At 29.7% G+C, this 17,758-nt stretch carries 20 protein-coding genes; 10 read left to right on the top strand and 10 right to left on the bottom strand.

Annotated elements, in window-relative coordinates; all coding sequences use genetic code 11:
- Positions 1 to 8: 8 nt before the first annotated feature.
- The 5 genes from L8Y18_RS02695 to L8Y18_RS02675 all read left to right on the top strand — a co-directional run bounded on the left by L8Y18_RS02695 (position 9) and on the right by L8Y18_RS02675 (position 6,359).
- Complete coding sequence (locus L8Y18_RS02695; RefSeq protein WP_263676200.1) at positions 9 to 1,994, top strand: OPT family oligopeptide transporter; 1,986 nt, start codon at positions 9 to 11, stop codon at positions 1,992 to 1,994.
- Positions 1,991 to 2,797 carry an undecaprenyl-diphosphate phosphatase gene (locus L8Y18_RS02690; RefSeq protein WP_263659205.1) on the top strand — a complete coding sequence of 269 codons (807 nt, stop codon included), beginning with the start codon at positions 1,991 to 1,993 and terminating at the stop codon, positions 2,795 to 2,797. The genes L8Y18_RS02695 and L8Y18_RS02690 overlap by 4 nt, the downstream gene beginning before the upstream one ends.
- 106 nt (positions 2,798 to 2,903) lie before the next feature.
- Entirely contained in the window at positions 2,904 to 4,715 is a 1,812-nt protein-coding gene (gene thrS, locus L8Y18_RS02685; RefSeq protein ID WP_263676198.1) for a threonine--tRNA ligase, read from the top strand.
- Entirely contained in the window at positions 4,712 to 5,233 is a 522-nt protein-coding gene (gene infC, locus L8Y18_RS02680) for a translation initiation factor IF-3 (RefSeq protein WP_039617082.1), read from the top strand. Before thrS ends, infC begins: the two co-directional genes overlap by 4 nt.
- A 34-nt stretch (positions 5,234 to 5,267) precedes the next feature.
- On the top strand, positions 5,268 to 6,359 hold the full coding sequence (locus L8Y18_RS02675) for a DNA adenine methylase (RefSeq protein ID WP_263664517.1): 1,092 nt from the start codon (positions 5,268 to 5,270) through the stop codon (positions 6,357 to 6,359).
- On the opposite strand, the gene L8Y18_RS02670 is transcribed toward L8Y18_RS02675, so the two are convergent.
- The 6 genes from L8Y18_RS02670 to L8Y18_RS02645 form a co-directional block, all read right to left on the bottom strand.
- Positions 6,356 to 7,222: a helix-turn-helix transcriptional regulator gene (locus L8Y18_RS02670; RefSeq protein WP_263664516.1), complete on the bottom strand. Its 867-nt coding sequence runs from the start codon at positions 7,220 to 7,222 to the stop codon at positions 6,356 to 6,358. The two genes, L8Y18_RS02675 and L8Y18_RS02670, sit on opposite strands and share 4 nt — an antisense overlap.
- 23 nt (positions 7,223 to 7,245) lie before the next feature.
- A complete protein-coding gene (locus L8Y18_RS02665) occupies positions 7,246 to 7,551 on the bottom strand; it encodes a hypothetical protein (protein WP_263659202.1) in 306 nt (101 codons plus the stop codon).
- 3 nt (positions 7,552 to 7,554) lie between these two features.
- Positions 7,555 to 8,448 (bottom strand): hypothetical protein, encoded by an 894-nt coding sequence (locus L8Y18_RS02660; protein ID WP_263659201.1) that lies wholly within the window; start codon positions 8,446 to 8,448, stop codon positions 7,555 to 7,557.
- Entirely contained in the window at positions 8,441 to 10,174 is a 1,734-nt protein-coding gene (locus L8Y18_RS02655; protein ID WP_263676196.1) for a hypothetical protein, read from the bottom strand. Before L8Y18_RS02655 ends, L8Y18_RS02660 begins: the two co-directional genes overlap by 8 nt.
- Positions 10,175 to 10,185: 11 nt before the next feature.
- Positions 10,186 to 10,932 carry a DUF3944 domain-containing protein gene (locus L8Y18_RS02650; RefSeq protein ID WP_263659199.1) on the bottom strand — a complete coding sequence of 249 codons (747 nt, stop codon included), beginning with the start codon at positions 10,930 to 10,932 and terminating at the stop codon, positions 10,186 to 10,188.
- 62 nt (positions 10,933 to 10,994) lie between these two features.
- A complete protein-coding gene (locus L8Y18_RS02645; protein ID WP_263659198.1) occupies positions 10,995 to 11,216 on the bottom strand; it encodes a hypothetical protein in 222 nt (73 codons plus the stop codon).
- A 147-nt stretch (positions 11,217 to 11,363) separates the two neighbouring features.
- On the opposite strand from L8Y18_RS02645, the gene rpmI reads away from it, so the two are divergent.
- The 3 genes from rpmI (at position 11,364) to L8Y18_RS02630 (ending at position 12,881) form a co-directional block, all read left to right on the top strand.
- Positions 11,364 to 11,555 (top strand): 50S ribosomal protein L35, encoded by a 192-nt coding sequence (gene rpmI / locus L8Y18_RS02640; RefSeq protein WP_039617094.1) that lies wholly within the window; start codon positions 11,364 to 11,366, stop codon positions 11,553 to 11,555.
- A 98-nt stretch (positions 11,556 to 11,653) separates the two neighbouring features.
- On the top strand, positions 11,654 to 12,007 hold the full coding sequence (rplT, locus tag L8Y18_RS02635; RefSeq protein WP_039617097.1) for a 50S ribosomal protein L20: 354 nt from the start codon (positions 11,654 to 11,656) through the stop codon (positions 12,005 to 12,007).
- Positions 11,985 to 12,881: a DNA ligase gene (locus L8Y18_RS02630; protein WP_263670002.1), complete on the top strand. Its 897-nt coding sequence runs from the start codon at positions 11,985 to 11,987 to the stop codon at positions 12,879 to 12,881. The genes rplT and L8Y18_RS02630 overlap by 23 nt, the downstream gene beginning before the upstream one ends.
- Here the strand turns inward: L8Y18_RS02630 and L8Y18_RS02625 are convergent.
- From L8Y18_RS02625 to L8Y18_RS02610, 4 genes are read right to left on the bottom strand one after another with little or no spacing between them, the layout of a single operon-like run.
- Positions 12,858 to 13,673: a metal ABC transporter permease gene (locus L8Y18_RS02625; protein ID WP_263676195.1), complete on the bottom strand. Its 816-nt coding sequence runs from the start codon at positions 13,671 to 13,673 to the stop codon at positions 12,858 to 12,860. The two genes, L8Y18_RS02630 and L8Y18_RS02625, sit on opposite strands and share 24 nt — an antisense overlap.
- Positions 13,666 to 14,415 carry a metal ABC transporter ATP-binding protein gene (locus L8Y18_RS02620; RefSeq protein ID WP_263660398.1) on the bottom strand — a complete coding sequence of 250 codons (750 nt, stop codon included), beginning with the start codon at positions 14,413 to 14,415 and terminating at the stop codon, positions 13,666 to 13,668. Before L8Y18_RS02620 ends, L8Y18_RS02625 begins: the two co-directional genes overlap by 8 nt.
- Entirely contained in the window at positions 14,415 to 15,743 is a 1,329-nt protein-coding gene (locus tag L8Y18_RS02615) for a DUF1007 family protein (RefSeq protein WP_263664513.1), read from the bottom strand. Before L8Y18_RS02615 ends, L8Y18_RS02620 begins: the two co-directional genes overlap by 1 nt.
- Entirely contained in the window at positions 15,740 to 16,585 is an 846-nt protein-coding gene (locus L8Y18_RS02610) for a metal ABC transporter solute-binding protein, Zn/Mn family (protein WP_263664512.1), read from the bottom strand. The genes L8Y18_RS02615 and L8Y18_RS02610 overlap by 4 nt, the downstream gene beginning before the upstream one ends.
- A gap of 127 nt (positions 16,586 to 16,712) precedes the next feature.
- On the opposite strand from L8Y18_RS02610, the gene L8Y18_RS02605 reads away from it, so the two are divergent.
- Positions 16,713 to 17,060: a Fur family transcriptional regulator gene (locus L8Y18_RS02605; protein ID WP_220566989.1), complete on the top strand. Its 348-nt coding sequence runs from the start codon at positions 16,713 to 16,715 to the stop codon at positions 17,058 to 17,060.
- A complete protein-coding gene (locus L8Y18_RS02600) occupies positions 17,060 to 17,758 on the top strand; it encodes a class I SAM-dependent methyltransferase (RefSeq protein WP_263676194.1) in 699 nt (232 codons plus the stop codon). Before L8Y18_RS02605 ends, L8Y18_RS02600 begins: the two co-directional genes overlap by 1 nt.

The raw sequence follows: 17,758 nt of genomic DNA, 5'->3' as shown, positions 1-17,758 counted from the left end.
GAAACAAAATGTATGCAAAAAACTCACTACCGGAGCTTACGCTTAGGGGTATAATACTAGGAAGTATTTTAACGATTATTTTTACTGCCTCAAATGTATATTTGGGGCTTAAAGTTGGTCTTACTTTTTCTACTTCTATTCCTGCTGTTGTAATTGCAATGGCTGTTTTAAAAATCTTTAAAGATTCTAATATTTTAGAAAATAATATGGTTCAAACTCAAGTTTCAGCTGCAGGTACGCTCTCGGCTGTGATTTTTGTTATACCGGGCCTTTTTATATGTGGGTATTGGTTTGAATTTCCACTTTGGCTTACCTTTATGCTCTGTCTTTGCGGAGGTGGATTAGGCGTGCTTTTTACTATACCTTTGCGTAGAGCTATGGTAGTAGAGAGTAAATTGGCTTATCCTGAAGGAAGGGCTGCTGCTGAAATTTTAAAAGTGGCTAATAAAGATCAAGCTGATAAAAAAGGAAAGGTAGGCTTAAAAGAAATCACAGTTGGTGTAGTATTAGCTTCTATTGTAAGCCTTTTTTCAAGTGGCTTTAAACTACTTTCAAGTGGAAGTAGTTTTGCATTTATTTGGCAAAAAATGACTTTTGGATTTTCTATGGGCTATTCGGTGGCACTTTTAGGTGCTGGATACTTAGTAGGTATAGCCGGAGGTGTTGCATTGCTTGTGGGTATGGTGCTTGCTTGGATGGTTTTTGTACCATATTTTTCTGCTAAAGAAAGTTTTGATGTAAGCTTAAGTGCACTTGATATAGCTAATCAAATTTGGGCTCAAAAAGTACGCTTAATAGGTACAGGAGCTATTGCCATAGCAGCATTATGGACTTTAATAGAACTTGCAAAGCCTGTATATGATGGTATGAAAAATATGCTTAAAAAAACTTCATTAAACCTCTCACAAGATCCTAAAGATATGGATTTATCTTTAAAAGCTATGCTAGGTTTATTTGTGCTTATGTGTATAGGTTTGTTTATTTCATTTTATGCTTTTGTGGCTGATTCAAATTTAGCAAGTGGCTATCAAATTCTTTTTGCTTTGGTAGGAACTTTAGTAGCTATTTTTATAGGCTTTTTTGTAGCTTCTGCTTGTGGATATATGGCAGGTTTAGTGGGTTCATCATCTTCTCCTATTTCAGGTATAGGACTAATTGGGATTATGATTTCTTCTTTGATTATTTTACTTTTGGGTTATCAAGTAGATTTATTTAGCGATCCTTTAATGTCTAAATTTGCTATTGCTTTTGCTATATTTACTACCAGTGTTATTTTGGCAACTGCTGCTATTTCTAATGATAATTTACAAGATTTAAAAACTGGTTATTTAGTAGGTGCAACTCCTTGGAAACAACAAGTTTCTTTGATTATAGGCTGTGTGTTTGGAGCTTTGGCTATAGCTCCTGTGTTAAATTTGTTATACCAAGCTTATGGTTTTGTGGGTGCAATGCCAAGAGAAGGAATGGATGAGGCAAATGCACTTGCTGCACCACAAGCAAATTTAATGAGCACTATAGCTCAAGGTATTTTTAACGCTAATATTGATTGGGGTTATATTATAGCGGGAGCTTTTGTGGGTGTTGGTATAATCATTGTCGATCGTTTATTAAGAAAGAAAAATATGTCTTTACCACCTTTAGCTGTGGGTATAGGTATATATTTACCACCTGCTGTTAATATGCCTTTGTTTATAGGTGGATTATTGGCATATTTAATTAAAAAGCGTTTGGATCAAAGATATGCTAAAAATGCTCATAAAAAAGAACTTATTCAAGAGCATGAGCAAAAAGGAACCTTATTTGCCTCTGGTTTGATAGTAGGTGAGAGTATATTTGGAGTATTAATAGCTGGTTTAACTGTGCTTTCTATTAGTAGAGGTGGAGCTGAAGATCCGCTTGCTATTGCAACTTCATTTAAAGATGATGGGATTATAGGTTTTGTAGTATTTATAGCGATTATGCTAATTTTTGCAAGAAGAGTGCTTAAAAAATGAATTTAGATTATTATTATGCTTTGATTTTAGGAATCATTGAGGGTCTGACAGAATTTTTACCTGTTTCATCTACTGGGCATATGATCTTGGGTGCTGAAATTTTGGGTTTAAATATAGATGATTTTTGGAGAAGTTTTTTTATCATCATTCAGCTTGGTTCTATACTAGCGGTGATTTTTATTTTTAAAGAAAAACTAACTCAAAAACTTGATATTTGGTTAAAACTTGCTGTGGGCTTTTTGCCTGCAGGCGGGGTGGGTTTTATAGCATATAAGTTTTTAAAAGAAATATTTAATGGCTATACCGTGGCTACTATGTTAATCATTGGTGGGATTGTTTTTATCATCATAGAACTTAAACATAGAAAAAAAGACTATACAATCCACTCTTTAGATGAGGTAAGTTATAAACAAGCTTTTTTGATAGGTTTAACCCAAGCTCTTGCTATTATACCAGGTACTTCAAGAAGTGGAGCAAGTATCATAGGCGGGTTATTGCTCGGACTTGATCGCAAAGTTGCTTCTGAATTTTCATTTTTGCTTGCAATTCCTACTATGATTATAGCAACAGCTTATAGCATTTATAAAGAACCACAAGTTCTAAGCAATATGAATAATTTCATTCCTTTAGCCATAGGTTTTATAACAGCTTTTGTAGTGGCTTTTATAGTAATTAAAATATTTTTAAAATTAATTAGCAAAATAAACTTCATACCTTTTGGAATTTATAGGATAATTTTAGGTTTTGTATTTTTATACCTTTTTATGAGTGGTACTTTAGATATATCAAGAACAGGTGTTTGAAATATAAAAATATCCTTTATTTAAAAAAAGTTTAAGTTTTTCATAGCTAAAATTAGTCTTATATTTTAATTTAAGCTCACAAGGTTAGTGAGTGTTAAGGGTAGAAATGACAAAAGATATAATTGCATATGCAAATAATGAAACTTTAGTAGATACTCAAAGTTTTAACAATGATACAAATTTAACTCCGATTTATTTTGATAACTCTAAAGAAAGTTTAGAAGTTATCCGCCACTCTTGTGCGCATTTAATGGCTCAAGCGATTAAAAGTTTGTATCCAGAGGCTAAATTTTTCGTAGGACCTGTGATAGAAGATGGGTTTTATTATGATTTTAGAGTTGATAGTAAGATTTCAGAAGAAGACTTAAGCAAAATCGAAAAGAAAATGAAAGAACTAGCTGAAGCAAAGCTAGACATCACAAAATATGAACTCTCAAAGACTGAGGTTAAAGAAAAATTTGCTAATGATGATTTAAAACAAGAAGTTTTACTAAGAATTCCTGATGGAAAAGTAAGTATTTATAAGCAAGGCGAATTTGAAGATTTATGCCGTGGGCCTCATGTACCAAATACTAGGTATTTAAGATTTTTCAAGCTTACTCGTGTAGCGGGAGCGTATTTGGGTGGTGATGAAAAAAGAGAAATGCTCACAAGAATTTATGGTACTGCTTTTGCAGATAAAGAAAGTTTAAATGAATACTTAAAAATCATTGAAGAAGCTAAAAAAAGAGATCACAGAAAACTTGGTAATGAAATGAAACTTTTTGCTTTTGATGATGAAATAGGCGGTGGGCTTCCTATATGGCTTAGCAATGGTGCAAAATTAAGAAGTAAATTAGAACATTTATTATATAAAGCACATAGATTAAGAGGCTATGAGCCTGTGCGTGGACCTGAGCTTTTAAAAGCTGATGCGTGGAAAATTAGTGGGCATTATGCAAACTATAAAGAAAATATGTATTTTACGCAAATTGATGAGCAAGAATACGGCATTAAGCCGATGAATTGTGTAGGACATATTAAAATTTATCAAAGCGATGTTAGAAGCTATCGTGATTTACCTTTGAAGTTTTTTGAATACGGCGTGGTGCACCGCCATGAAAAAAGTGGAGTTTTACACGGACTTTTTAGGGTAAGAGAATTTACCCAAGATGATGCGCATATTTTTTGTATGCCAAGTCAGATAAAAGAACAAGTTTTAGAAATTTTAAGCTTTGTTGATACTTTGATGAAAGCTTTTGAATTTGATTATGAAATGGAAATTTCAACGCGCCCAGCAAAAGCAATAGGTGATGATGAAATTTGGGACATAGCTACAAAGGCTTTAAAAGAAGCTTTAGATGAACAAGGTTTAAAATATGGCATTGATGAGGGCGGTGGAGCTTTCTATGGTCCAAAAATCGATATTAAAATCACTGATGCGCTAAAAAGAAAATGGCAGTGTGGAACTATACAAGTAGATTTTAACTTACCAAGCCGTTTTAAACTCGAATACACAGACGCAGATAATGAGAAAAAACAACCTGTAATGCTTCATCGTGCTATTTTGGGTTCTTTTGAAAGATTTATAGGAATTTTAGTAGAGCATTATGCGGGTGAGTTGCCATTTTTCATAGCACCAACTCAAATAGCTATAGTGCCTATTTCGCAAAATCATCATGAGTATGCAAAAGAAATAGCAAGAAAACTTTTAGAACTTGGCATTGATAGTGAAGTGTATAATAAAAATGAAAGCTTAAATAAAAAAATCCGCACAGCCGAAAAAGCACATGTGCCTATGATACTTGTTTTAGGTGATGAAGAAGTAGCAAACAAAAGTGTGGCTTTAAGAGATAGAAGAGCAAAAGAACAAAAAACAATGACTTTAGATGAATTTATAACCCTAATAAAGGAGAAATTAAGTGAGGTACGCTTTTGAGTAAAGAAAAAGAAGTATTGCTAAATGAAGAAATTCAAGCAGATGAGATCAGATGTATAGGTGATGATGGCAAGGTTTATGGCATTATTAGTAGTGATGAAGCACTAGATATAGCAAATAGACTAGGGCTTGATTTGGTGATGATAGCCCCTGAAGCCAAACCACCTGTATGTAAGATAATGGATTATGGAAAATTCCGTTATCAACAAGAAAAGAAACAAAAAGAAGCAAAGAAAAAACAAAAAGTTATTGATATAAAAGAAATCAAACTTTCTGTGAAAATCGCTCAAAATGACATTAATTATAAAGTCAAACATGCAAGCGAGTTTTTAGAGCAAGGCAAGCATGTGAAATTTAGAGTGTTTTTAAAAGGTCGTGAGATGGGCTCTCCCGAAGCAGGGGTAGCTTTGCTTGAAAAAATTTGGCAAATGGTTGAAGATATAGCAGATAGAGACAAAGAGCCTTTACTCGAAGGACGCTATGTAAATATGCTAGTAACTCCTAAAAAGAAAAAATAATCACAAGCCTTTTTAAGGCTTGTATTTTAAACTTATGCTAGAAGAAAATCCACAATTTTTAAAAGAACAAATCATAACTTATCTTGGTAATAAAAGATCCTTGCTTGAGTTTTTAAATCAAGGCTTTAAATTCGCACAAAATGAGCTTAAAAAAGACAAATTTAGTTTTTGTGATGTATTTAGTGGCTCTGGGGTAGTTTCGCGTTTTGTGAAGCCTTATGCGAGTTTTATCATGGCAAATGATTTGGAAGATTATTCTAAAATCATCAATGAGTGTTATTTAAGCAATCAAAATGCACAATTTTTACAAGAATTACAAAAATATTATGATTTTTTAATTTCTGATTTAAAACTCAAAAAAGGCTTTATAAGTAAGCTTTATGCGCCAAATGATGATGAGTATATCCAAAAGAATGAAAGAGTTTTCTACACGCTTAAAAATGCGATGTATTTAGACTCTATGCGAGAAAAAATTTCAAGCCTGCCAAGTAATATACAAAAATACTTTATCGCACCGCTTATCTACGAAGCAAGTGTGCATGCAAATACAAGCGGGGTTTTTAAAGGCTTTTATAAAGATAAAAATGGAGTGGGAAAATTTGGAGGAAATGGAGCAAATGCGCTTAGTCGTATAAAAGGCGATATAGCTTTAAAAATGCCTATTTTTTCAAATTTTACTTGTGGGTATGAGGTTTTTCAAAAAGATGCAAATATTTTAGCTAAAGAGCTTGATAGCTTTGATGTGGCGTATTTAGACCCACCTTATAATCAACATCCTTATGGATCAAATTATTTTATGTTAAATTTAATTGCTAATTATAAAAAGCCAAAGGAAATTTCAAAGGTTTCTGGCATACCAAAAGACTGGAACCGCAGTGCTTTTAACAAAGAAAAAAAAGCCGAAGATGCTTTGTTTGATTTGATAAATGATTTAAAAGCCAAGATTGTATTGCTTTCTTATAATTGTGAGGGTTTTGTAAAAAAAGAAAATTTCACAAAAAGACTTCAAAGTCTTGGAGAATGTTTTGTGCTTGAGCAAAAGTATAATGCCTTTAGAGCTAGTAGAAACCTTTCTAAACGCTCTATGCATATACAAGAACAACTCTATATATTAAAAAAACGCTAATCTTGCATGTATGTATTTAACTGCTCAAAAAGTTTTTCTTTTAAAGCGATAGGCTTGTTTATTTTAATATATGGTATCCAATATCTTATTAAATTTAAAAGTTCATCATCATAGGTATAAAATGCTTTGATGTAAATAAAATTTTCATCCTCATCTATAAATTCGTATTTAGTAAGGGCATTTTTTCTTAAGAAATATTCTTTAGCTTTTTTATCAAGTTTTAAAATAGCTTCTTTGTTTTCTTTACTAATCCAGTTGCTTTGATCTTTTTGAATTTGTTTTAAAAACTCTTCTTTTGGGGTAAAAATTTCTTTCTTTTCCACTCTTAGTTGTGTGATTTTAGAAAAAGTAAAGGTTTTTAAAGTATCGTTTTCATCTGCTAAAAGATACCATATGTGGTCAATATTGATGAGTTTGTATGGATTAGCTTTTCTGTGTTTTTCTTTGTAGTAAAAACTAATGGGATATTTTGCTATGATAGCTGCACTTAGTTCTTCAAAAACTTCTCTATCAAGTGTTTCATAGCTTTGGGTTTTGACTAAAAAGGCTTTATTGATTTTTTCATTAAGCAAGTCGTTTAAAAACTCTTTATCTAAACTAGGATAAAGCCTACCTATACCGCTTAAAATAGCAAAATTTTGTATATCTTTAAAGCTTAATTTTCCTAAAACATAGCCTTCTAAAAAATACTTTCCATTTTCTTTTTTTATAGGGATAAAAGCAAGGCGTTTATGTAAGTCTCTTTGTATGGTGCGAATGCTGACATTAAATTCTTGCGCAAGCTCTTTTAAGCTAAAACGCTCTCCATTGTTTAAACACTGCAGTATAGAAACTAAACGCGTAGAAAGCTTGTCTTTTTCCATATACAACCTTTTTTTATTTTTGTTTATTTTAGCAAATCTTTGATGTTTTGTTTGATTGTTTTTGGATCGTTTTCATAGGTAGTTAAAAGCTCTTGAATAAGCTTTAAAAAATCATTAAAATCATCAGGATTTTCTTTTTTAAATTTAAGTACTCTATCTAGGATGATAAAAGCAGCTTCGGTTTTGTCGTTTTCTTTTTCATAAAGCTCTTTTAGCTCTAAAGCAAACTTGGTGTAAGTATAAGCTTGCTTTGGCTTTGAGATGATGTTAAAGATGTTTAATTTATAACTAAAAAGCAATGAAAAAAGTTGGGGTAGTTTGTTTAGCATGGTTTATTGTATATATTGCAATAAAATTGCTATTATTGCAATCCCCAAAGATGTAATAGAAACTATTTTTAATATATTATTATCTAATAGATTTTCGTGTTTTTTTATTACAGTTTTTATATTTTCCAATTCCTGCATAATATCTTTCGATAAATTTGCTATTTGGTTTTCATATTTTTGCATAAATTCATTTTGTTGCATTGATAAATTGTCGATTTTTTTTGAAGATAATAGTAAATCTTTATTAAGTGAGTTTATTTTATTTTCTTGTAACTCAATAGTTTCGGTGAAGTTTTTTTGTTGTTGTTTAATTAGATTTACTTCATCTTCATTTTTTTCTATTTTTATTTGAATTTCTTGAAAATGTTTTGTATGATCTTGCATTTGATTTATTACAATATCTGTAAGTTCATTATATATTTCTAAAATTTCATTTGTATCATAAGATAATTCTGTAATGCTAGTCCTATAATTTTCATTTGTTTTGGAAATTATTAATTGTAGATCGTTGATTGTGTCATTTATAAATTCTATGCTATAACATGTGAGTTTTATAACTTCTTGAATTAAATCATTTTGTGCTTCAATAGCCTCTATATTCATCATGTTTAATTCTATTAGAATATTTATTTTTTTAATCTCTTCACTATCAATAAAAATTCCAGCAAAAGGTATATTTTTTGCCATATTTTCCAAAAAAGTATTTTTAGTATTTTTAGCTAATTTTGCAACTTTTTTTGCCTCTATGATTTTTTTAGAAGCTTTGTGAATTTTATTATTAAGTATGTTAGCTACTTCTTGCGAATTTGCATTTTTATTAGGTGTATTTGTTTTTGTTAAACATTCATGTGAATTTATTATACTAATTTTATGTTTACTTTTACTATAACTAATCATGCAATTCCTTTAGATCAAGAATCTTTTTCTTCAGATTAGATATTTTAGTTTTTCTTTCCTCGTCCATCTTTTTATAAGTATTTAGCTCTTGAGTGAGATTGTTTTGTAGTATTAAATTCTTTTCTTTTATAGAATTTATTGCATGTGTTAAAAAAATATATGCATCATCTAGCATAAGCCATGTTTGAGCTATTTTACAATTTAAAATAACACCACTTTGAGTAACAAGCTGTAATCGTAAATTTCCTATTTTGGAGTTGTTTTTCCATTTATCCATATAAAAAACAACAATAGTGCTAACAATAGCTCCAAAAGCAGCACTTATACTTAATGAAATTGCATCACCTATAGTTTCACTCGTAAATGGTATAGGTAAAGATAATAAAACATTAAGCCCAGGTATAGTTATAAGCCATTTATTTATCGCCTCACTTCCTAGCATTGTGAGTGAGGCGATAATACCTGCTGTAAAAATTTTAGCAGCCTCAAAATATATATCTTCTTTAGGCATATCTTTTGGAGGATTTATAATAATTTTTATCGCATTATATAAAGAAGTAAAGCCAGCACGAATAACTTGAACTATTCTTTTTAAAGTTGTAAATATAGTATTTATAGCAAATACAACTAAATTAGATAAAAATGCTTGAATTCCTGCCTCTAAAGAACTTGCAAAAATATTTTTCCATTTCTTTTTGATATCATCCCAAATGTAATGGATTCTATCTTTAAATCTTTTGAATATATCACTAAAACTCTCGTTTCCAAATTCTTTAAATGTTTTTCTAATTTCTATCATTAAGCTTTTGAAAAAGTCTCTTAAAATCATTCCAAGTGCTGAATATACAATCATTTTTGTAGAGTCTTTAGCTCCGGTTATCAAAGCTTCTTTGTAAGGTTTTAGGCTTGTATAGTAAATTTTATCAATTTCACTATCAATATGTTTTTTTTGATGATTATATTCTTCTATAAATTTTTCATCATCAATTTTACATTGCATATCCAATAATCTTTCTATATTTTTTTGATCTTTTAAGGATAGTTTTCCATTTTTTATTTCTTTTTCGGTTAATATTTGTATCTGTCCTTCTAATTTCTCTAAAGTTTTTGTTGCGCTATTATCTCTTTTAAAATTATTTATCTTAGCATCTGTTTTTTTTAGATTTTGAGGTGTATTAGCTAAAGATACACCATCAGCATTAGCTAAAATTCTTGCACGATCTTCATGAATTTCTTTGGCTGAAACAACATGATCTAGCTGAGTATTGTCTTTTGGCTTAATCATCTTTCCAGTTGCATAATCATATAATCTTCCCTCTTCTATTTCTTTTTTTAGTTTATTATTTATTTTATTGTATTCCCCATTATGATATTTTTTTGAACAGTATTTTTCACGTTTTTCATATTGTTGCTTATCGTTTTCGTTGGCATATATATCTTTCCTGGCATTATGTGTGGTGCTTACATTACCACCGTCTTGAGAATCTAGAACAATAGCAGCCAATCCAAAATGACTTGTTATAGCATCAAGTGCGTTTTGGGTGCATTGCTCAAAAAGTTTTTTACTTTGCTCTTTTGGTAGTTGTGTTTCTATGTTTTTTAGTTCTTGCAAGGCTTCTTCTAAGTTTTGATTTATATTAATTTTAAGTTGTTCTCTTTGTGATATCTCTTTCAAATCATTTTCTAAAAGTTCATAATCGTTTATAAGTTCTTTATTATCTATCATAGTGGTCTCTTTTATAATAGTTTTTGGTTGTTTTGTTTCATATTATAACTTTGTCGTAGATATGCTATTTGAATAACAGCTGGTATAGTTACTCTATAAGCAGGTCCTGCTATATCTATTGCAGTCCACATCCCTGTTATTGCCCATCCAATAGGACCAACAAAAATACTCATCGCTTTTGTTAAACTCACATTAACTACAGCTGACAATCCTCTGCCTAAAATTAATTTTGATATGGCATTTGCAACAATAACTATTAATTGATAGCTTTTGAAACCACCTTGTTTTATTAAAAATTGCATTGCTGCCATTGTAGATTGTTTTGTAAAAGTTGATAAATTTAAATTTAATTCTTGAGAAATTTCCTTGATTTGCTCTTTGCTCATTTGGTCTAAAGAATTTTCTAAAATTTTCATAAAAAGATTTATTTCTATTATCTCTGTATCGGAATTTTTATTATAATTAACTTTAAGTTTATCGGCTACATCGCATAAAATTTCTTTATAAAGTACACCTTTTCCCATTCTTAAGATATTTGCAAAGGTGTTTCCCCCAAAACACTGAAACTCATCTAAAATTAAATCTAAATACTGTTTGTGATCAGGATAGAATTTTTTATACAACTCATTTACTGTTATTAATTCCGTAAATCTTGTAGTATTATCTTTATCATGTGTGAGAATACTAACAAAATCATTTAATTCTTCACTACTTAAGTTTCTCAAAAATTCCAAATCTTTGTCATATCTATATGCCATCTTTTTCCTTTCAATTTAAATTTTTATTATATCAATACCCCCCCCCCGTATTGTCAAGGTTTTTAGTATTGTTTACTTTTAATTATCCTTGCAAGTACTACTACGCCTGCTAAAATTAGCACATAAGAAACTGCTACATTTATAATTCCGTATTTTTCTATTAAAAATAAACTTGGTAATATAACGCACCACACTACAAACAAAAATAAAGCCCAAAAAGTACCACAAACTATAGCCCATATAGCAGTAGCTATCATAACTATAATACCAATTACTATTGCCATTTGACTCCTTTATTGGATTTTATAAAATTAATAAAATCATATTAAATCCTTGTGACAGGTTGTGTCATAAAAATTTAATTTTTCTAAAGCATAGTTATAGTAAAATGATAGCTTTCTTTTATGAAAAAATTTATCCAAAGGATACACATGCCAAAAATGAAAAGCGTTAAAAGTGCTGTTAAACGCTTCAAAGTAGGTAAAAATAAAATCAAAAGAGGTGCTGCTTATAGAAGCCACATTTTGACTAAAAAACCTGCTAAAAGAATGCGTGATCTTCGCACTTCTAAGTATGTTCACTCAACCAATGTTAAAGCGGTTGAAAAAATGTTAGGAATTTAAGCTCGCTTAAATTTAGTTTTTGACGAAAGTCATTCAAACTCCCCTTATATTAAAGGGCAAGATTCGTTTAACGAACGCCAATTTGTGAAAGGATAAATATGGCAAGAGTAAAAACAGGTGTTGTAAGACGCCGCAGACATAAAAAAGTTTTAAAACTTGCGCGTGGTTTTTATAGTGGTCGCCGCAAACACTTTAGAAAAGCTAAAGAACAATTAGAAAGAAGTTTGGTTTATGCGTATCGTGATAGACGCCGCAAAAAACGCGATTTCCGTCGTCTTTGGATAGTACGTATCAATGCAGCTTGCAGACTAAATGATATTAGTTATTCAAGATTTATAAATGGTCTTAAAAAAGCAGGCATTGAGCTTGATAGAAAAATCTTAGCTGATTTAGCGATGAATGACGCAGCTGCTTTTGCTAAAATAGCAGATGCTGCTAAAAAAGCACTTTAATCTTATTGCAAGGCTTTTTAGCCTTGCTTTTCTCTTTACTCTCTTTTTAAATTCTCTTTTTGCAAAAGATATTTTGCTTTTTAAAGTTTATGATGAAAAAGCATTTAAAGATGTAAATTTAAGCCATTATCTCATGAGTGAAAAACTCGATGGTATAAGAGGTCTTTGGAATGGTAAGTCTATGCAAACAAGAGCAGGAAATACTATAAAACTTCCTTTATTTTTCACAAAAAACTTTCCTAAATTTGAGTTAGATGGAGAACTTTGGATAAAAAGAGCTTCTTTTGAAGAAATTTCATCTTTAATACGCCAAGAAAACCCTGATGAAAAACTTTGGCAAAAAGTAAGTTATAATGTCTTTGATGTGCCAAATGCTTGTGAGGAATTTAAACTTGATCCTTGTACTTTAGAAGCAAGATTAGAAGTTTTGAAAAAGTATTTAGCTAAAAATCCAAATGATTATATAAAAATTATTCCACAAGTTTCCATTAAAGATAAAAATCATTTAAAGCAATTTTACCAAGATATCATTTTGCATAAGGGCGAGGGTATAATCATAAGATTAAACAATGCACCTTATGAAAAGAAAAGATCAAATAATGCTTTTAAACTAAAACCTTTTGATGATACAGAATGTGTTGTAAAAAAGCATTTTGAAGGTAAGGGAAAATTTGAAGGTAAAATGGGATCTTTACTTTGTGAAGCAGTGATTGAGGGTAAAAAAGTGAGTTTTAAAATAGGTTCAGGTTTTAAAGAAAGCGATCGCTTAAATCCTCCGCCAATTGGTGCTATAATTACTTTTAAATACAATGGCTTAACCAAAAATGGCAAACCAAAATTTGCTAGTTTTTTAAGAACGAGGGAAGTTTTTTAAAGCATTAATTCCTAAAAATATAGCAAAAGCAACACATGAGATCATAATGATACTAGCACCACTTGAGATATTAAAATAATAACTCACCATCAAACCACTTAAGCAAAAACATAAACTCAAAATACTTGAATAAATCATCATCCAACCAAGCTTTTTACTAATACCTTCTGCTATAAAGCTTGGTATGCTTAATAAAGCCATGGCTAAAATTAACCCCACAAGTCTAATGCTAATAACCACACACAAGCTTATCATAAAAATCAAAAGATAATAAAATAAATTAGTGTTAATTCCTCTAGTTTGAGCAAATTCGCTATCAAAACTTATGATTTCAAATTGTCTATAAAAGCATAGTAATATAATGATAAAAATGATATCTGCGCCAAGCATAAGCCAAATGTCTTCATTAGAAACGGTTAATATATTGCCAAATAAATATGCCATTAAGTCGTTATTGTATTTTGGGCTTAAGTCTATAAGTATGATTCCTATAGCCATACCAAACGCCCATATGACAGCTATGATGCTATCGCTTCTGTTTGGATAGTGTTTGCTTAAATAAGCCACTATAAAAGCTAAAATCAAAGTAAATAAACTTGTGCTAAGTAAAACGGGTAAAGAAAAGTAAAATGCTACTCCAATGCCACCAAATGCCCCATGTGTAATGCCACCAGCCATAGACATAAGCCTATTTACCATTACCAAACTTCCTATACAACCACATGCAATGCTTACTAGCACGCAAGAAAATAAAGCATTTTGAAAAAAGTTAAAATTTAAAATTTCAAGCATTACATTCCTTACATAGGCAAGAATTTAAACTCATTTCAACATCGCAAAAATGAGAATGGTTTTGGTATAAGTGTTTTATATAGTTGATTTTATTTGGATCTTTAATGTTTTTGTGTATAAAAATTTCTTTGTTTAAATATGCGATTTTATCGCTATATGCTAAAGTTATGTTAATGTCGTGACTAATGCATATAATACCTATGCCATTTTGATGAAGTTGTTTTAAAAGCTCAAAAATTTGTATAGCATTTTTAGTATCTACACTTGCTGTAGGTTCATCTAATATAAGCAATTTACACTCTCCTACTAAAGCTCTTGCTATGAGCACTCTTTGTCTTTGACCGCCGCTTAAAGAATGGATAGTTTTATCCCAAAAATCTTGCATAGATACTTTTTTTAGAGCATCTAGAGCTAACTCTTTGTCTTTTTTGGTGTAAAAACCAAAAGTTTTATGATTTATCCTTCCCATAAGCACGACTTCTAAGACTCTAGTTGGAAAATTGGTATTAGTTAGAGTGTTTTGTGGGACATAGCCTATTTGACTTAAATTTATATTTTTAAATTCAATTATATTTTTACTTTTTAAAAGTCCAAATATGAGTTTTATAAGGGTTGATTTTCCACCACCATTTGGTCCTATGATAGATAAAAAATCATTATTATCATAGCTTAGATTGATATTTTTTAACACAAGTTCTTCATTATAAGAAAAATTTAAATTAGATATTCGAAATAATTCCACTAAAATACACCTTCTTTGGTATTGATGAATAAAAATAATCCAAATGATATCATAAATATCAAAGCTAGATACTCTAGTAAGGTTCTTATTTTTATAGTTTTGACATTTTGGTGAATTTTATTTGCCCCTATAGCAAATAAAAATAATACAAAGCACATTCCCAATGTCACAAACACAGCAGAGCTTAAAGCATAAAAAAAGTTGAATTTATACGCAAAAATAAAAAGTAATATAACACCAGGACAAGGCACCAAAGAAGCTCCTAGTATGACTACCCATTCACTTGTTTTATGTGAGTGGCAAGAGCATGAGCAAGAGTTTTTATGAAGTATTTTTTTACTTAGCATAAAAAGAGCTATAAAAACTATAAGTAAACTTGTAAATTTTGTAAGAATAAATCCAGCCATATTGATATCTTTGAGTAATTTCTCAAGGATAATTATACCAATGCTTACAAGTAAAAATGCACTCATTATATGCACTATGCCTATTTTTAATACAAAATAAAATATTTTAGAAAATGAGCTTTTGTGTGTTAAAAAATACGAACTTGTAAGCATTTTAGAATGACCTGGTGCACTAGCATGAAAAATGCCATATCCAAAAGATATGATTAATAATATTAAAAATGTTTGTATATTAAATTCTTGTTGAAGAAGTTGCTTGATATACAATAAAATATTTTCGTTAAAAATTTGCAATTTATTTAAAAGATCATCTATAAAATTTGGACTTTGCTTGATTTGAATTTCTGCAAAGGTTGTATTTGGTGTTTTGCCTTTTTGTGCTTGTAAAAATATGAGATTTAAATTGGGATTTGCACTTAGATAATAGTTTGAATTCAAAGTGATAAAATCTTGCGGTATAAATTTAAAACTAAAAAATCCTTCCTTATCTTCAAATCTTATGCTAAATGTGTTATTTTCTTTTATAGGGATGTTAAGATTTACTTCAAAAGTGAAAAATAGTTTCGTTTTATCTAAGATTAATTTGGCATTTAAAAATTTTTCTATGTAAATTTTTTCATCTAAATTGTAAAATTGAAATTGCATTAAAAATTGTCTTGGCTCTATATAATCTAAAAGAGTATATTTAATATCAGTAAGTTCGTCTTTGTCTAAAGTATTATTATAATTTATATCATAGTTTTGAAGCAGTATTTTTATAAAATCTTGCGAAAATTCCCAAGTTACATAAATTTTATTGATGTTATCATCACTTGCGTTAAAGTCTAATTTTACATTTGCCGTTGGAGTATAAGCTGCACACAAAGCACAGCTTAATACTTTTTGAAAGCATATAAAAGCTAGTATTAAAATGATTTTCATTCTAAAGCCATTTTTAATGCTTGTATGGTTTTTAAAAGTTCTTTATCCCAATCTTTAGCCAAATGATCGATAAAAACAATTTTTGCGTCTAATTCTTTAGATAATACTTTAGCCGAATTTTCACTAAAACCAGGTTGGACAAAAATAACCTTTATGTTTTTTTCTTTGGCTATTTTTATTAGTTTTTGCAAATCTTGAATTTTTGGCTCTTTTCCATCAATTTCCACAGGAATTTGGATGAGGTTGTATCTTTTTGCAAGATAATTCCAACTAGGATGATAGACTATAAATTCTCGGTGTTTGATATCTTGTAAATTTGTTTTGATTACTGAATTTAAGTCATCCAATTCTTTAAGAAAATTTTCTAAATTTTTTGCATAAAAGTCTTTATTTTGTGGAAAAGTTTGACTTAAAGCTTTATAGATATTTTGTGCTTGTATTTTTACTAAAACAGGATCTAGCCAAGTATGAGGATCGTTTTTACCATGCTCATGTTCATCGTGCTCATGTTCATCAGTCTCATCATTTTCTAGTAATGATATGCCATCATTAATATTAACAATTTTGACATTTTTGAGTGTATTTTTAAATTTGTTTTCTAGGATTTTTTCAAGTTCTAAATCGGCAAGAAAATAAATTTTGCTTTTTTCAAGATTTTTAATCATCATAGGTTTAAATTCTACATTATGTTCATTAGAATTAGGTGAAATCAAGATATTAATTTCAACACTATCTTTAGCAATCTTTTCTACAAAAAATGCTTGAGGTGGTATGCTAACACTCACAATGGGTTTTGAAAAAGCAAGTGCGCATGATAATAACAATAACAATATTTTTAACATTATTTCCTCCTGATTATCTAAAATTTATGTAATTATATATAATGCAACTTAGTTGCAACTTAAAAATTAAGTTGCATTTATAAAACTTTTTTTGTGGTAAAATACATTTATTTTCTAAGGTAGAATTATGGAAGCTATTGATTTATTAAAAAAACATGATATTTCTATGACAACTTTACGAGTGGAAATCTTGCAAATTTTATCTCTTGCTAAAACCCCATTAAGTTATGATCAATTTAATCTCAAAGCAAATAAAACTAGCTTTTATAGAAATATGGAGCTTTTTGAAAAAAAGGGTATTGTTAATAAAAGTCAACTTGATCGCAAAAGTTTTTATGAATTAGCAGATCATGCTAAAGCACATTTTATATGCGATGTATGTCATGAGATTAGTGATGTAAAAATGCCTGAAATTAAAGGGATTATAAAAAGTGTTGTGATTAAAGGAATTTGCCAAAAATGTGAGAATGAATAATGAATTTATGGAATAAAAAAGCAAAAAGCTATGCAAGATATAGTTCTAACTTAAACGAAATTCAAAAAGTTACTTTTGCAAAACTTGGGTCTTTACAAGATAAAAGCGTGGTGGATATAGGTTGTGGAAGTGGTGTTTGGACTTTGCATTTAGCACAAAAAGCAAAAAGTGTTTTGGGTGTAGATAGCTCTAGTGCTATGCTTGAAATTTTACAAGAAGATGCAAAAACTCACGCTATATCAAATATAAAAACTTTAAATTTAGACTTTGAAAACTTTTATAAAAACAATAACACAAATTTTGGTTTAGCCTTTTTGAGTATGTCTCCTGCTTTGCAAAATGAAAAAGACTATAAAGCTTTTTTAAGCTTAGCTTCTAAAAAAGTATATTTAGGCTGGGCGAGTAGGCGCAAAAGTAGCTTTTTAGATCCTATATTTGAGCATTTTAACACGCATTTTAAAGGTTTTTGTGAAAGTGATTTGCAAAGTTTTTTAAATGCGCAAAATATTTCTTATGAGAGTGAAATTTTTAATGAAATTAGAGTAGTAAAAAGAGATAAAGATAGTGCGATAGAAAATGCTTTGTGGCATTTGAGTATGAATGGCATTAATGCAAACAAACAAGAGTTAGAAAGCTTTGTAAAAGATGAGGTAGAAGAGATTATAGAAGCTAAGATAAAACTTTTGATTATTGATTAA

This window comes from Campylobacter sp. CNRCH_2007_0968H, from assembly GCF_025773245.1.
Classification (GTDB): Bacteria; Campylobacterota; Campylobacteria; order Campylobacterales; family Campylobacteraceae; genus Campylobacter_D; species Campylobacter_D lari_D.
Note: the sequence above shows the minus strand (reverse complement) of the source record. Positions and strands in the feature narration are given on the sequence as shown.

What these genes read in the sequence shown, in the direction of transcription:
- L8Y18_RS02695 (WP_263676200.1), top strand. Translation starts at nt 9, where the DNA reads ATGTATGCAAAAAACTCACTACCGGAGCTTACGCTTAGGGGTATAATA.
- L8Y18_RS02690 (WP_263659205.1), top strand. Translation starts at nt 1,991, where the DNA reads ATGAATTTAGATTATTATTATGCTTTGATTTTAGGAATCATTGAGGGT.
- thrS (WP_263676198.1), top strand. Translation starts at nt 2,904, where the DNA reads ATGACAAAAGATATAATTGCATATGCAAATAATGAAACTTTAGTAGAT.
- L8Y18_RS02675 (WP_263664517.1), top strand. Translation starts at nt 5,268, where the DNA reads ATGCTAGAAGAAAATCCACAATTTTTAAAAGAACAAATCATAACTTAT.
- L8Y18_RS02670 (WP_263664516.1), bottom strand. Translation starts at nt 7,222, where the DNA reads ATGGAAAAAGACAAGCTTTCTACGCGTTTAGTTTCTATACTGCAGTGT.
- L8Y18_RS02665 (WP_263659202.1), bottom strand. Translation starts at nt 7,551, where the DNA reads ATGCTAAACAAACTACCCCAACTTTTTTCATTGCTTTTTAGTTATAAA.
- L8Y18_RS02660 (WP_263659201.1), bottom strand. Translation starts at nt 8,448, where the DNA reads ATGATTAGTTATAGTAAAAGTAAACATAAAATTAGTATAATAAATTCA.
- L8Y18_RS02655 (WP_263676196.1), bottom strand. Translation starts at nt 10,174, where the DNA reads ATGATAGATAATAAAGAACTTATAAACGATTATGAACTTTTAGAAAAT.
- L8Y18_RS02650 (WP_263659199.1), bottom strand. Translation starts at nt 10,932, where the DNA reads ATGGCATATAGATATGACAAAGATTTGGAATTTTTGAGAAACTTAAGT.
- L8Y18_RS02645 (WP_263659198.1), bottom strand. Translation starts at nt 11,216, where the DNA reads ATGGCAATAGTAATTGGTATTATAGTTATGATAGCTACTGCTATATGG.
- rpmI (WP_039617094.1), top strand. Translation starts at nt 11,364, where the DNA reads ATGCCAAAAATGAAAAGCGTTAAAAGTGCTGTTAAACGCTTCAAAGTA.
- rplT (WP_039617097.1), top strand. Translation starts at nt 11,654, where the DNA reads ATGGCAAGAGTAAAAACAGGTGTTGTAAGACGCCGCAGACATAAAAAA.
- L8Y18_RS02630 (WP_263670002.1), top strand. Translation starts at nt 11,985, where the DNA reads ATGCTGCTAAAAAAGCACTTTAATCTTATTGCAAGGCTTTTTAGCCTT.
- L8Y18_RS02625 (WP_263676195.1), bottom strand. Translation starts at nt 13,673, where the DNA reads ATGCTTGAAATTTTAAATTTTAACTTTTTTCAAAATGCTTTATTTTCT.
- L8Y18_RS02615 (WP_263664513.1), bottom strand. Translation starts at nt 15,743, where the DNA reads ATGAAAATCATTTTAATACTAGCTTTTATATGCTTTCAAAAAGTATTA.
- L8Y18_RS02610 (WP_263664512.1), bottom strand. Translation starts at nt 16,585, where the DNA reads ATGTTAAAAATATTGTTATTGTTATTATCATGCGCACTTGCTTTTTCA.
- L8Y18_RS02605 (WP_220566989.1), top strand. Translation starts at nt 16,713, where the DNA reads ATGGAAGCTATTGATTTATTAAAAAAACATGATATTTCTATGACAACT.
- L8Y18_RS02600 (WP_263676194.1), top strand. Translation starts at nt 17,060, where the DNA reads ATGAATTTATGGAATAAAAAAGCAAAAAGCTATGCAAGATATAGTTCT.